The organism is Kitasatospora sp. NPDC006697, assembly GCF_042869935.1.
GTDB lineage: Bacteria > Actinomycetota > Actinomycetes > Streptomycetales > Streptomycetaceae > Kitasatospora.
In genome coordinates this window covers 46,449-59,698 of sequence record NZ_JBIAGU010000001.1, presented here as the reverse complement: position 1 = coordinate 59,698, position 13,250 = coordinate 46,449, and the positions used below count along the sequence as shown (strand labels likewise).

General features: G+C 72.9%; 15 protein-coding genes. 9 read left to right on the top strand and 6 right to left on the bottom strand.

What is annotated here, in order from left to right:
- Positions 1-121 precede the first annotated feature (121 nt).
- The 3 genes from ACFYNO_RS00270 to ACFYNO_RS00260 are packed head-to-tail and all read left to right on the top strand — an operon-like array spanning position 122 to position 2,298.
- A complete protein-coding gene (locus ACFYNO_RS00270) occupies positions 122-448 on the top strand; it encodes a WXG100 family type VII secretion target (protein ID WP_388002663.1) in 327 nt (108 codons plus the stop codon).
- A complete protein-coding gene (locus ACFYNO_RS00265; protein ID WP_388002660.1) occupies positions 448-1,791 on the top strand; it encodes a putative T7SS-secreted protein in 1,344 nt (447 codons plus the stop codon). Before ACFYNO_RS00270 ends, ACFYNO_RS00265 begins: the two co-directional genes overlap by 1 nt.
- A gap of 18 nt (positions 1,792-1,809) precedes the next feature.
- Entirely contained in the window at positions 1,810-2,298 is a 489-nt protein-coding gene (locus tag ACFYNO_RS00260) for a SitI3 family protein (protein WP_388002657.1), read from the top strand.
- 9 nt (positions 2,299-2,307) lie between these two features.
- Here ACFYNO_RS00260 and ACFYNO_RS00255 read toward each other — a convergent pair whose 3' ends face one another.
- The 3 genes from ACFYNO_RS00255 to ACFYNO_RS00245 are packed head-to-tail and all read right to left on the bottom strand — an operon-like array spanning position 2,308 to position 5,250.
- The gene (locus ACFYNO_RS00255; RefSeq protein WP_388004269.1) at positions 2,308-3,213 is read right to left on the bottom strand and encodes a 5'-3' exonuclease H3TH domain-containing protein; all 906 of its coding nucleotides are present in this window, start codon (positions 3,211-3,213) and stop codon (positions 2,308-2,310) included.
- Positions 3,214-3,256: 43 nt separating this feature from the next.
- Positions 3,257-4,111, bottom strand: a complete 855-nt coding sequence (locus ACFYNO_RS00250) for a PhzF family phenazine biosynthesis protein (RefSeq protein WP_388002654.1) — start codon at positions 4,109-4,111, stop codon at positions 3,257-3,259.
- Positions 4,112-4,131: 20 nt separating this feature from the next.
- A complete protein-coding gene (locus tag ACFYNO_RS00245) occupies positions 4,132-5,250 on the bottom strand; it encodes a cation diffusion facilitator family transporter (protein WP_388004265.1) in 1,119 nt (372 codons plus the stop codon).
- A gap of 243 nt (positions 5,251-5,493) precedes the next feature.
- Between ACFYNO_RS00245 and ACFYNO_RS00240 the strand changes: the two genes are divergently transcribed.
- Positions 5,494-6,681, top strand: a complete 1,188-nt coding sequence (locus ACFYNO_RS00240; RefSeq protein ID WP_388002651.1) for a DUF2510 domain-containing protein — start codon at positions 5,494-5,496, stop codon at positions 6,679-6,681.
- 96 nt (positions 6,682-6,777) lie between these two features.
- On the opposite strand, the gene ACFYNO_RS00235 is transcribed toward ACFYNO_RS00240, so the two are convergent.
- Both ACFYNO_RS00235 and ACFYNO_RS00230 read right to left on the bottom strand, forming a co-directional pair.
- The gene (locus ACFYNO_RS00235; protein ID WP_388002648.1) at positions 6,778-8,010 is read right to left on the bottom strand and encodes an alanine racemase; all 1,233 of its coding nucleotides are present in this window, start codon (positions 8,008-8,010) and stop codon (positions 6,778-6,780) included.
- Positions 8,011-8,082: 72 nt separating this feature from the next.
- Complete coding sequence (locus ACFYNO_RS00230; protein ID WP_388002645.1) at positions 8,083-9,171, bottom strand: WD40/YVTN/BNR-like repeat-containing protein; 1,089 nt, start codon at positions 9,169-9,171, stop codon at positions 8,083-8,085.
- Positions 9,172-9,220: 49 nt separating this feature from the next.
- Between ACFYNO_RS00230 and ACFYNO_RS00225 the strand changes: the two genes are divergently transcribed.
- Positions 9,221-9,973, top strand: a complete 753-nt coding sequence (locus ACFYNO_RS00225) for an SseB family protein (RefSeq protein ID WP_388002642.1) — start codon at positions 9,221-9,223, stop codon at positions 9,971-9,973.
- Here the strand turns inward: ACFYNO_RS00225 and ACFYNO_RS00220 are convergent.
- A complete protein-coding gene (locus ACFYNO_RS00220; RefSeq protein ID WP_388002639.1) occupies positions 9,964-10,308 on the bottom strand; it encodes a DUF1844 domain-containing protein in 345 nt (114 codons plus the stop codon). The two genes, ACFYNO_RS00225 and ACFYNO_RS00220, sit on opposite strands and share 10 nt — an antisense overlap.
- Before the next feature lie 401 nt (positions 10,309-10,709).
- Between ACFYNO_RS00220 and infC the strand changes: the two genes are divergently transcribed.
- The 4 genes from infC (at position 10,710) to ACFYNO_RS00200 (ending at position 13,241) form a co-directional block, all read left to right on the top strand.
- Positions 10,710-11,447 carry a translation initiation factor IF-3 gene (gene infC, locus ACFYNO_RS00215; RefSeq protein WP_388004262.1) on the top strand — a complete coding sequence of 246 codons (738 nt, stop codon included), beginning with the start codon at positions 10,710-10,712 and terminating at the stop codon, positions 11,445-11,447.
- 138 nt (positions 11,448-11,585) lie between these two features.
- The gene (gene rpmI, locus ACFYNO_RS00210; protein ID WP_388002636.1) at positions 11,586-11,780 is read left to right on the top strand and encodes a 50S ribosomal protein L35; all 195 of its coding nucleotides are present in this window, start codon (positions 11,586-11,588) and stop codon (positions 11,778-11,780) included.
- Positions 11,781-11,887: 107 nt separating this feature from the next.
- On the top strand, positions 11,888-12,283 hold the full coding sequence (rplT, locus tag ACFYNO_RS00205) for a 50S ribosomal protein L20 (protein ID WP_145907004.1): 396 nt from the start codon (positions 11,888-11,890) through the stop codon (positions 12,281-12,283).
- An 85-nt stretch (positions 12,284-12,368) separates the two neighbouring features.
- Positions 12,369-13,241: a TrmH family RNA methyltransferase gene (locus ACFYNO_RS00200; RefSeq protein WP_388002632.1), complete on the top strand. Its 873-nt coding sequence runs from the start codon at positions 12,369-12,371 to the stop codon at positions 13,239-13,241.
- Positions 13,242-13,250 lie beyond the last annotated feature (9 nt).

Below are 13,250 nucleotides of genomic sequence, written 5' to 3'. Positions count from 1 at the left end.
GAACAGCAGGAAGCTGTCTGCACAACCCTGGGCAAGCTGTCCGGACAACTTTGCATCTGTCGCTTTGTTATCTTGGGTGGTTGGAACAGCACTTCGCCGCTTGGCGTGGAGACGGGGGATCATGTCGGAGGGATTCAGGGTCGATCTGGGTGCGCTGGACGACGCCTCCTCGGGGATCACGGACACACTGGCGAAGCTCCAGTTCAGGAAGGTCAGCGATCTCGACCCGCAGAAGAGCGACATCGGACACGGTCATCTGGCCGATGTCCTGAAGACGTTCTGCACCCGTTGGGAACTGGGGGTGGAGAACCTGGCGAAGGACGCCCAGGCGGTCTCCCAGCGGTTGAACGCGAGCGTGAAGGCCTACCGCGAGGTCGACGGCCAGATCGCCGGCCACCTCAGCGGCACGTTGAGCCGTGACAGCGGCGCGGACCCGGGGGCGAAGTGATGGCGAAGGAACTGGGGCAGACCTCCGACCCGAACGAGCTGATACCGGGCAACCCGGATGCGATCGCCTCGACCGCCGCCTGGCTGACCAGCTACGGCGACACGCTCCACTCCACCGGCGAGGGCCTGCAGCGGATCGACACCACCGACGGGTGGTCGGGCCAGGCCGGCGACGCCTTCCGCGACGCCTTCAAGGGCCAGCCCGGCAAATGGCTGGAGGCGGGTGACGGCTTCCACGACGCCGCCGCCGCGCTGACGTCCTATCAGGGCACCCTGACCTGGGCGCAGGGACAGGCGGCGGAGGCGATCCGGCAGTGGAACGCGGGGCAGAGCGCCACGGACACGGCCAAGACGCAGCACCAGGATGCCGAGAAGACCGCCGGACACAGCCTGCCGTTCACCGACCCCGGCGATGCCACGCGCGCGGCGGCGCAGCAGATCCTGAGCGGTGCCCGCGACCAGCTCAAGACCGCGGGCGACGCCGCGGCCGACAAGGTTGCCAAGGCCTACGGCAAGGCTCCCGAGGAGCCCGGCTTCTGGGACGACGTCGGCGACTTCTTCTCCGACGCGGGGGACTTCCTCCTGAACGTCGGGGAGACCGCGGTCGAGGACCTGGCCTCGGTGGGCAACGCGATGCTCCACGACCCGGGTGCCGTCGGGGAGGTGGCGTTCGGCCTGACGCTCGCGACCCTGGGGGCCGGTGGTGAGGTCCTGGGCGTCGGTCTGGACCTCACCGGTGCGGGCGCCCTGATCGGCGTCCCGGTCAACGTCCTCTCGGCGGGCGTCATCGCCACCGGCCTCGGTGCGGCCGGTCTCGGAGCCACCCAGCTCGCCAAGGACGCGGTCGGTCCCGATCGGGTCCAGATGCAGGGCAACGGCGGCGGGGGCGGCGGCAGCTCCACGCCGAACCTGGGCACCCAGCCGTCGGGAGCGGCCGACCCGGCCGCCACCCCGGGCGGCCGGGTCACCAACATCCCGAAGAACGCCGATCCGACGACCGTCCGCGCGCTGGGACGGGAGAACGAGTCGGCCGAGATCCTGGCGAAGAACGGCTACAAGGTCGAGCAGAACCCCGACGTGCCCGGAGCCAAGAACCCCGACTACCGGGTCGAGGGCGAGATCATGGACTGCCTCTCGCCCACCTCCGACAACCCCCGCAACATCGCCTCGGAAATGCAGAAGAAGATCAACAAGGGCCAGGCGGACCGCATCGTGCTGAACATGTCGGACACCCCGGTGGACGTGGCCGCCATGAAGCAGCAGCTCACCGACTATCCGGTCAGCGGCCTCAAGGAGGTCAAGGTGATCGACAAGGCCGGCAACGTGATCAACCTCTACCCCTAGACCAGCAGGAAGACGAACATGTCCCTCTCCTACAGCCTCGAACTGGCCACCCCGCTCTCCGTGGACGAGGTCGCCCGAACCCTCGGCGAGACCGCCCGGTCACTCCGGCTGTTCGACGCCTCCGCGACCCCCGAACTGCTGGTGGGCGACGGAGCGGTCACGGCGTACGGCACCACGACCTACGTGACTCCGATGACGCCGATCCCCTGGGGCGATCCGCTCGTCGGGGGCCGGGCGTTCTCGCCGACCGTCTCGGTCTCCTTCGACCTCGGGAAGGACGGCGACATCGTCGGCCAGCAGGACGACATGACCCGCCTCACCGCCGAGCTGCTGGCCCGTATCCCCGGTGACGCCGTCCTGCACTTCCAGTCGGAGGAGGTCTGGCTCGCCCGCCTGGACGGCGAGCTGAGCCTCAGCGAGCGCTCCGAGCTGTGGCCGCCGCACCGCCTGGCCGCGGTCCCCGGGCCCTACCGCCGGCAGACCGTGGAGTTCTCCGACCCGGAGTGAGCGCCGTTCTCAGCGGGTGGCGGCGAGGGTGTCGAGGAGGCGGGTGAGGGAATTGCCGAGGCCCCAGCGGGTGGTGAGGGCTTCCAGTGTCATGGGGTCGAGGGGTTCGTGGGGGAGGGCGGGGTCGAAGTCGGGGAGCGGGACGTCGGTGGCGACGCGGACCACGGTGGGGGCGACGTCGAGGTAGGCGGCACCTTCGAGGATGTTCTTGCGGCGGGCGGGGGTGAGCTTGGAGAGCGGGTCGGCGGCGGCGGCGCGGATGCCGGCGAGGTTGCCGTACTCGCGGATGAGCTGGGCGGCGGTCTTCTCGCCGATGCCCTTCACCCCCGGGAGGCCGTCGCTGGGGTCGCCGCGCAGGGCTGCCATGTCGGCGTACTCGGTGCCGGTGACGCCGTACTTCTCGCGCAGCGCGGCCTCGTCGACGAGCTGGGCCGCGCCGACGCCCTTGACGGGGTAGACGACCTGGACGCCGCGGGCGTCGTCCACCAGCTGGAAGAGGTCCCGGTCGCCGGTGACGATCTGCACCGGGCCGGCCGCGCGGGTGGCGAGGGTGCCGATGACGTCGTCGGCCTCGTAGCCCGGGACGCCGATGCGGGCGATGCCGAGGGCGTCGAGGACCTGCTCGATCACCGGGACCTGGGGGGAGAGGGTGTCGGGCACCTCCTCCTCGCCGGGGGCGCCCTCGGGGGCCAGGCGGTGGGTCTTGTAACTGGGGATCAGGTCGACCCGCCACTGGGGGCGCCAGTCGGCGTCCATGCAGGCGACCAGCTGGTCGGGGCGGTGGTCCTGGACCAGGCGGGTGATGAAGTCCAGCAGGCCCCGGACGGCGTTCACCGGGATGCCGTCCGGGGACTTCATGGACTCGGGCACGCCGAAGTAGGCCCGGAAGTACAGGCTGGCGGAGTCGAGGAGCATCAGTCGCGGTGCGGTCACCGCCCGATTATCGCGGCCCGCACCGTCAGTCGGGCAGCCGCACCGCCGCGCCGGTGACCCGCACCCGGGCGTCGCCGGGCCGCAGTTCGACCAGCAGCTCGCCCGGGCTGCCCATGTCCTCGCCCTGGTGGAGGGTCAGTTCGGCCTGCTCCGGCACCAGGTCCAGGGCGCGCAGGTAGGCGCCGAAGGCGGCCGCCGCCGAGCCGGTGGCCGGGTCCTCCACCACGCCGCCGACCGGGAACGGGTCGCGGACGTGGAAGACGGTCGGGCCGGCCGCCCAGACCAGCTGGACGGTGGTCAGGTCATGGGCCGTCATGAAGGCGGCCAGCCGGTCGAAGTCGTAGTCCAGCGCCGCCAGCCGCTCCCGGGTGGCGGCCGCCAGCACCAGGTGGCGGGAGCCCGCGCAGGAGACCAGCGGCGGGAAGGCCGGGTCCAGCTCCTCGGCCGGCCAGTCGAGTGCGGCCAGCGCCTCGGCCAGGTCCTCCGGGGCGATCGGCTCGGTGTAGGGCTCCACGCTGGTCAGGGTGGCCCGCAGCACGCCGTCCGCCCCGGCGGCGACGGCCACCGGCACCTCGCCGACGTTGGTCTCGAAGAGCAGCTCGCCCAGCCCGGTCCGCTCGGCCAGCGCCACCGAGGCGGCGACCGTGACGTGGCCGCAGAAGGCGATCTCCTTGGCCGGCGCGAAGAACCGCACCCGGTAGCGGCCCTCGCCCAGCGCCACCAGGAAGCCGGTCTCCGAGTAGCCGAGGTCGGCGGCGACCGCCCGCATCTCGTCCTCGGTCAGGCTGTCCGCGCCGAGCACCACCCCCGCCTTGTTGCCGCCCGCCGGATCGGTGCTGAAGGCCGCGTACCGCAGTGTCTCCGTGAGTGTCTCCGTCATGACCCAGACACTAGCCAGGGTCAGTGCGGGTGGGGGCCGCTTCGGTGCACCGGGCCGTGCGAATCCGCGCAGTGCTCGGCGGCCTCGGCGGCCGCCGACGGGTCGGTGATCTGCAGCAGGTGCTGGTCGTCGTCCTCGCCGACGTGGTCCACCTGGAGGGTGGCGTGGGTGATCCGGTACTCCTCGCGCAGGGTGCGCTGCAGTTCGCGGCGGACGGCGTGGCAGTCGCCGCCCGGGGCGACCAGGATGTGCGCGGAGAGCGCGGGCTGCCCGGAGGTGATCTCCCAGACGTGCAGGTCGTGGATCTCCTCCACCGCGGTGGCGGCGACCAGCCGGTCGGCCAGCTGGTCCGGGTCGACCCCGGCCGGGGCGGCCTCCAGGAAGATCCGCCCGGAGTCCCGGACCAGTCCGGTGCCGGCCTTCAGCATCAGCGCCACCACGACCAGCGAGGCGATGGCGTCGGCCCGGGCGAAGCCGGTGGCCAGCATCACCGCGCCGGCCACCGCCGTGGCGATGAAGGCGTAGAGGTCGGTCAGCACGTGCTGGAAGGCGCCCTCGACGTTGAGCGAGCTGCGGTTGGCCTTGGACATGCACCAGGCGGCCGCGATGTTGACCACCACGCCGACCAGCGCCGTGAAGAGCACCAGCCCGCCGTGCACCGCGGGCGGCTCGATCAGCCGGCGCACCGACTCGTAGCCCAGCCAGGCCGAGAGCACCAGCAGGGTGATCCCGTTCGCCTGGGCGGAGAGGATCTCGGCCCGCTTCAGCCCGTAGGTGTAGCCGCCGCGGGCCGGGCGGGCGGCCAGCCGCATCGCGACCAGGGCCAGCACGATCGAGGCGGCGTCGGTGAGCATGTGGGCGGCGTCGGAGATCAGGGCCAGCGAGCGGGCGGCGAAGCCGACCACCACCTCGGCGGCCATGAAGACGGTGATCAGGGTCAGCGCGCTGGTCAGCCAGCGGCGGTCGGCATCGGCCGCCACGCCGTGCGAGTGGCCGCCGGGCCCGTGCCCGTGGCCGCCGTGGCCGCCGGGGCCGTCGTGCCCGTGGTCGCGTCCATGGTCGTGCGCGTCGTGGTCGTGCGTGTCGTGGTCGTGCCGCTCGCTGCCGAGCGCCTGCTGCCGTTCGGTGTGGCCGGCCATCGCGTCGTCTCCTGACACGCCGAAGGTGGTCGGGGAGGGGTGCCCCGGAGGGAAGTGAACCCCAGATCGGAGAAAGATCCAAAGGCTGCATTGGTGACCGTTGTCGTTCCCGCCTGGGCCCGTCGGCGGCCGGACCGCCGCAGGTGGGCCGCCGGACACTCTCACGGAAATCTCAGGTGAATTGGGCCGATTGTGCCCTCCCGCTGATATCGCGTTTATCCATGTGCCCATACATTTTTGGGTGTGAGCGAAACCAAGATTCCGGCCGGGTGGTACCCGGACCCCAAGGACACGACGACGACCCCCCGGCCGGAGCGCTGGTGGGACGGCACCGGCTGGACGGCCACCACCCGCCCGGGCCCCGGTGCCCCCGAGACCGAGACCGAGACCGAGACCGAGACCGACGGCGAGCCGACGGCGGTGCTGGAGGGCACCGTCCTGAACGACCACGGCACCGTGCGCTACCCGGAGCCGCCGACGGCTCCGCAGGACGGCGCGGCGGAGGGCGCCGCCCTGCCGGGTTACGGCTACCCGTACCCGCCGGCCCCGAAGAAGCCCTCGCTGGCCAGCCGGCTCGGGCGCAAGGCGATCGTGGCGGCCGCCGTGGCCGGTGTGCTGGGCCTGGCGATCGGCTCCGGCGCGACCTACCTGGCCACCCGGCACGACCACCACGACAGGGCGGCCGCCGCGCCGCAGCAGCCGAGCCAGAACAGCCAGAACGGCCAGGGCAACCAGAACGGCCACGGCCGCCAGCGCGGCGGCGGCAGCGGTGGCGGCGGGGGCCTGAGCGGTGGCGGCAGCGGTGGCGGCGGTCTGAGCGGTGGCGGCAGCGGCGGTGGCTCCGGCGGCGGCCTGAGCGGCGGCGGCAGTGGCGGTGCCATCCCCGGGCTCGGCGACGGCACCCAGGCGATCGACCTGGTCAACGGCGTCTCGCTGCCGATCCCCGCCGGCTGGAAGGGCGTCACCCTCCAGGACGGCACCGCCTACATGGACATCGGCGAGTACCAGTGCCCCGGCACCCAGGGCAACGGCGACTCCAGCCCGACCTGCTCGCTGGCCAGCGTCAACACCAAGCGGCTCAAGGGCACCGACCCCAAGGCCGCCGCCCAGCAGGACATCAGCAAGCTGGCCGGCGCCGCCTACGGCCCGACCATCAAGTCCCACCAGGAGCTCAAGGCCGAGGCGGTCACCGTGGCCGGCCGCAGCGGCTACCTGGTCCGCTGGCAGGTCGGAGCCCAGCAGGGCAATGACGGCACCGTCGAGGTGGTGGTCTTCCCGACCGCCGACGGCAAGGGCCTGACCGCTGTGGAGCTGGGCTTCGACATCTCCGACAAGGCCCCGGCCGTCTCCCAGATGGACACCATCATCGGCGGCGTAAAGGACTTCAACGGCGGCACCGGCGCGGGCGCCTCCGGCGGCACCAACACCTGAGCATCCGGCAGCACCCGGCAGCACCCGGCAGCACCCGAACGCTCACGAACGGCCCCCCAGGCTCCGCCCGGGGGGCCGTCAGGCGTGCCGCGCCGGTCAGAGGAAGGTGCGCCCCTCGCCCCGGTAGGTCGGCACGGTCTCCACCACCCGGTCGCCCGAGACCAGGTGCAGCCGGTCGAACCGCTCGCACAGCTCCCCGGCCTTGGCGTGCCGGAACCAGACCCGGTCGCCGATCAGCAGGTCGTCCGCGGCCGCCCCGAGCAGCGGGGTCTGCACCTCGCCGGCCGCCTCCTGCGGGTCGTAGCGCAGTCCGGCCGGCAGGTAGGGCTCGGGCAGCCGGTCCGGCCCGGGCGCGCCGGAGGCGGGGTAGCCGCCGCCCAGCACCGTCACCACCCCGACCCCGGGCCGGCGCACCACCGGCTGGGCGAAGAGCGCGGCCGGCCGGCCGCGGAACGCCCGGTAGTTGTCGAAGAGCCGCGGCTGGTAGAGCCCGGACCCGGCCGCCACCTCGGTGACCGCCGCCTCGGCGGCCGTCCCGGCCACGCTCCCGGTGCCACCGCCGTTGACGAACTCCAGGTCCGCCACCGCCCGCACCGCGCGGACCACCGCGGCCCGCCGCTCGGCCAGCTCCGCGGCCGCCCGGGACTGCATCAGCCGGATCGCCGCCGAGCGCAGCGGCCGGCCCGCCAGCCGGTCGCCGACCCCGGCGATGTGGCCCTCGTAGGCCATCAGCCCGACCACGGTGAAGCCGGGCCGCCGCTCCACCAGCGCGGCCAGCCCGGCCAGCTGCTCCGGGGTGCGCAGCGGCGAGCGCCGGGCGCCGACCCGCAGCCGCCCGCCCAGCATCCGCAGCGAGGTGTCCAGCTCCAGACAGACCCGGACCCGCTCGCCGCCGGTCCGGGCCGCGTCGATCAGGTCCAGCTGCGCCGGATCGTCCACCAGCACGGTGATCCGGGCGGCCAGCTCGGGATCGCCGGTCAGCTCGGCGAAGCCCTCCCGGTCGGCCGAGGGGTAGGCCAGCAGCACGTCGGTGAGGCCGGAGCGGGCCAGCCAGACCGACTCGGCCAGGGTGAAGCTCATCACCCCGGCGAACCCGTCGGTGGCCAGCGCCCGGTCGATCAGGGCCCGGCAGCGCAGCGACTTGCTGGCCACCCGGACCGGTTTGCCGGCGGCCCGGCGCACCAGGTCGGCGGCGTTGGCGTCGAAGGCATCCAGGTCGACGATCGCCAGCGGCGCCGTCAGGTGCGCCGTGGCGCGGTCGTAACGGGCCCGGTCGGCGGTGCGGGAGACACCGGGAAGGGCCGCCTGGGAGGAGATGAGCTGGGCCATGCGCGCAGACTGCCACACCGTCAATACCCGTGGGTAGGCCCGCGTCACCGGCCATCCTCCCGTCAGGGCGGCTCAGCCGATCACGGCGGCCCGCACGCAGAGCACGTCGGGCAGGTGCGAGGCGAGCAGCCGCCAGCTGTCGCCCTCGTCCGCGCTGGCCCACAGCTCACCGTTGCGGTTGCCGAAGTAGACCCCGGCCGGGTCGGCGTCGTCGCAGCGCAGGGCGTCCCGCAGCACCACGCCGTAGTGGTCCTCGGTGGGCAGCCCCTCGCTGAGCGGGTGCCAGTTCGCCCCGCCGTCCTCGGTCCGGTAGATCCGGCAGCGGCGGCCGGGCGGGAAGCGCAGCGCGTCGGCCTCCAGCGGGGCCAGGTAGGCGGTGCCGGCCCGGCGGGGGTGGGCGGCCACCGCGAAGCCGAAGACCGCCGGCAGCCCCTGCTCCACCGGCCGCCAGCTGGCGCCCGCGTCGTCGCTGCGGAAGACCCCGCCGTGGTTCTGCAGCAGCAGCCGGTCCGGATCGGTCGGGTCCGCCGCGATCTTGTGCACGCACTGCCCGAACTCCGGGTACTCCTGCGGCAGGAAGCTGACCCGGATGCCGGTGTTGGACGGCGCCCAGCTCGCCCCGCCGTCGGTGCTGCGGTAGACGCCGCCGGAGGAGACCGCCACGGTCAGCGCGGCCGGGTCCCGGGGGTCGGTCACGATGGTGTGCAGGCCCTGGCCGCCGAAGCCCTCGCCCCACTCCGGGCGCTGCGGGTGCTGCCAGAGCGCCTCCACCAGTGCGAAGGTCTCACCGCCGTCCTCGCTGCGGAAGAGCGCGGCCGGCTCGCTGCCGGCGTAGACCACGCCCGGCGCCTCCGGGCCCGCCGGCTGCAGCTGCCAGAGCCGGGTCAGCGAGGCGCCGGTGTGCTCGGGGAACCGCACCGCCGGCCGCTCCGGCTCGTTCCAGCCGGCTCCCAGGTCGTCGGAGCGCCAGACCGACGGACCCCAGTGGCTGCTGTCCGCGCCGACCAGGATCCGGGTCCGGCCGCCGCGCCGGTCGATGCCGATCGCGTAGATCGCGTTCATCGGGAAGTGCGGGCCGGTGAAGGCCCAGTCCCGGCGGCCGTAGCTGCGCCCCAGGAAGAGGCCCTTCTGAGTGCCCACCGCGAGCAGTACCTCGGTCATGGGATCCACTCTGCTCCGAACGGCCCGGCCAGGCGGCTAGGCTCGCCGGGTGGACAGCGCGAACCAGCAGCTCAAGAACATCCCCGACCCCGGCTTCTCGGGCGACGGCGGCGCGGCCGACCCGGCGCTGGCCGGCGCCCTGGCGGCGCACGCGGCCGACCCGGCCGCAGAGCCCGCGCTGCTCGCCGCGCTGCGCACCGCCCGGCTGATGGTGCCGATCGTGGCGCTGCTCGGCGAGGTCGAGGTGGACGAGCACGGCCACAAGCACGAGAAGACCAGCGACATGGCGGTGCCGGTGGTGCAGGCCGCGGACGGGCGCCGGGCGCTGCCCGCCTTCACCTCGCTGGCCGCGATGGCCGCCTGGCGGGCCGACGCCCGCCCGGCCCCGGTGGCCGCCCCGCAGGCCGCGCTGACCGCCTACTCCGAGCAGGCCGACACCCTGCTGATCGACCCGGCCGGCCCGGTGCCCTACCAGCTGACCGGCGCCCGGCTTCGCGCGGTGGCGGAGAACCGGGACTGGGTGCCGCCGGTGGACGACCCCGAGGTGCGGGCCGCGCTCACCGCGCTGCTGGCGGCCGAGCCCGGAGTGCTGGCCGCCGAGCTGCGAGCGGGGGAGCAGACCGACGTGGTGCTGGCGCTGCGGCCGGCCGCGGGCGCGCCGGTCCAGGAGCTGGCCCAGCGGCTGGCCGGCGCGCTGGCCGCGGACCCGCTGCTGCGGGTCCGGCTGGCCCGCGGCCTGGACCTGGCGCTGCTGCCGGAGGGCGCCGCGAACGGCGCCTTCTACCGCAGGGCTCAGGAGTAGACGGGCCCGGTGAACTTCTCGCCGGGGCCGGCGCCAGGGGCGTCCGGCACCAGGGAGGCCTCGCGGAAGGCCAGCTGCAGCGAGCGCAGGCCGTCGCGCAGCGGGGCGGCGTGGAAGTTGCTGATCTCCGGGGCGCCGGCGGTGACCAGCCCGGCCAGCGCGGTGATCAGCTTGCGCGCCTCGTCCAGGTCCTTGTCCTTGTCGCCGCCCTCGGCCAGCCCGCACTTGACCGCCGCGGCGCTCATCAGGTGGACCGCGACGGTGGTGATGACCTCGACAGCCGGCACCTCCGCGATGTCGCGGGTCAGGTCGTCGAAATCGGGCTCGCTGCTCACGCCAGGCTCATTCCATCGTGGTGAACGGATACTCCCTGGAGGGTACAAGGAGGGCCCGGCGACAACCCGCGTCGGCGTCGTGTACAGTTTCCACTGACCGGCCGTGCGCTTCATCGTGCCCGGCCAGCAAGTGGAGGTTCCATCTCCCACCTGGTCGACCTCAGGGTCGACGGGTCCCGGTCCGCGAGTCAGGTCAGCGATGGCCGAGGTTCGCCAGTCATCCGGCAACGGATGCCCCCGGTCGTGTGGAAGCCCCGCTTGTTATTCGAGCGGGGCTTTTTTCGTGCCGCGGTGCAGTACAGCAGCGCAGCACGCATGAAGTCCCGCCCAGTGGTCGAATGTCCACTACGTGCGACCGCCCCTGACGGCCGCGTCGCAGAAGGTGCAACCGAGGAGGCCCCATCAGCACCGAGCCCCGCATCAACGACCGGATTCGCGTCCCCGAGGTGCGACTCGTCGGTCCCAGCGGCGAGCAGGTCGGCATCGTGCCGCTTGCCAAGGCGCTGGAGCTCGCGCAGGAGTACGACCTCGACCTGGTCGAGGTCGCGGCGACCGCCAGGCCGCCGGTGTGCAAGCTCATGGACTACGGCAAGTTCAAGTACGAGTCGGCCATGAAGGCCCGTGAAGCGCGCAAGAACCAGGCGCACACGGTCATCAAGGAGATGAAGCTCCGGCCGAAGATCGACCCGCACGACTATGACACCAAGAAGGGTCACGTCGTCCGGTTCCTCAAGCAGGGCGACAAGGTCAAGATCACGATCATGTTCCGCGGTCGTGAGCAGTCCCGCCCCGAGCTGGGCTTCCGACTGCTGCAGCGGCTCGCCAACGATGTCCAGGACCTGGGCTTCGTCGAGAGCTCGGCCAAGCAGGACGGCCGGAACATGATCATGGTTCTCGGCCCGCACAAGAAGAAGACCGAGGCCATGGCCGAGGCCCGCGCCGCGCAGGACGCGCGCAAGGCCGAGCGCCTGGGCCGTGGCCAGGCGGACGCCGAGGCCGATGACGTCGTGGACGAGGACATCGTCGACGACGAGATCGATGACGAGATCGTCGACGAGGACGTGACCGAGGACCAGGCGGAGGACGGCGCCCACGCCGACGCCGCCGAGCAGCCGGCCGAGGTCGCCCAGGACGCCTGAGCCCCAGGGCTCGGCCGACTGGAGTGATCCGGCCACCGCGGTTCCGGGGCTCCCGCCCCGGTGACCGGAGAACACCCAGCGCCCCGGCCCGTGTGCGTGCACGCGGGCCGAGGCGGACCGACGAGGAGATACGGCGACATGCCGAAGCAGAAGACGCACAGTGGCGCGAGCAAGCGCTTCAAGATCACGGGTTCTGGCAAGGTGCTGCGCGAGCGCGCCGGCAAGCGCCACCTCCTGGAGCACAAGCCCTCCACGCTGACCCGCCGTCTGACCGGCACCGCCGAGATGGCCCCCGGCGACGCCAAGAAGATCAAGAAGCTTCTCGGCAAGTGATCGCCCGCCGCGGCTGACCGCCGTGGCGCCCCGGCAGATCCTTCCCGACCCGATTCGAATGACGGACCACGTGAAGTAGTCCGTGGTCCAACCCAAGGAGTAATGAAGTGGCACGCGTCAAGCGGGCAGTGAACGCCCACAAGAAGCGCCGGGTCATCCTGGAGCGCGCCAGCGGCTACCGTGGCCAGCGCTCGCGCCTGTACCGCAAGGCCAAGGAGCAGGTCACCCACTCGCTCGTTTACAACTACAACGACCGCAAGAAGCGCAAGGGCGACTTCCGTCAGCTCTGGATCCAGCGCATCAACGCGGCCGCTCGTGCCAACGGCATGACCTACAACCGCTTCGTGCAGGGCCTGAAGGCCGCCAGCATCGAGATCGACCGCAAGATGCTGGCCGAGCTGGCCGTCAACGACCCGAACGCGTTCGCCGCGCTCGTCGAGGCCGCCCAGAAGGCGCTGCCGACCGACGTCAACGCGCCGAAGGTCGCCGCCGACGCCGCCTGATCGTCGTCGCAGCTCCGCAGACCCGCAGGCTCCGTCAGGGGCCTGCGGGTCTGCTGTTAAGAGGGTCCTTCCGAGAAAGCGAACCATGGCCAGCACCGACAGCCCCCTGCTCACCTCACTCCGCTCGCCGCGGGTGATCGCCGCCCGCAAGCTGGCGCGGCGGGCCCAGCGCGGCAAGGACCGCCGGTTCCTCGCCGAGGGGCCGCAGGCGGTCCGCGAGGCGGTGGCGTTCGGCCGGCTGCCGGACGGCGAGCACGTGGTGGTCGAGGTGTACGCCACCGCGGAGGCCGCCGAGCGGCACGCGGAGATCGTGGACTCGGCCCTCGCGGCGGGCCTGCCGGTGCTGACCGCCAGCGACGAGGTGATCGCCGACATCTGCGACACCGTCACCCCGCAGGGCATCGTGGCGCTCTGCCGGTTCATGGACACCCCGTTCGCCGAGGTGCTGCGGGCCCGGCCGAAGCTGGTGGCGGTGCTGGCCAACGTGCGCGACCCCGGCAACGCGGGCACCGTGCTGCGCACCGCCGACGCGGCCGGGGCGGACGCCGTGGTGCTCACCGACGCCTCGGTGGACCTCTACAACCCCAAGGCCGTGCGGGCCTCGGTGGGCAGCCTGTTCCACCTGCCGGTGGCGGTCGGGGTGCCGGTGGAGCAGGCGGTGGCCGAGCTGAAGGCCGCCGGGGTGCGGGTGCTGGCCGCCGACGGCGCCGGCGACCGCGACCTGGACCAGGAGCTGGACCAGGGCACTCTGGGCGCGCCGACCGCCTGGATCTTCGGCAACGAGGCCTGGGGGCTCCCGGAGCAGACCCGCGCACTCGCGGACGAGGTGGTGCGCGTGCCCATTCACGGGCACGCCGAGAGCCTGAACCTCGCCACCGCCGCCGCCGTCTGCCTCTATGCCTCGGCTCGAGCCCAGCGTTCGCCCTCAGGGTGTCGCGAGTCGGCCACCGAGCGCTAGGGTCGTGCC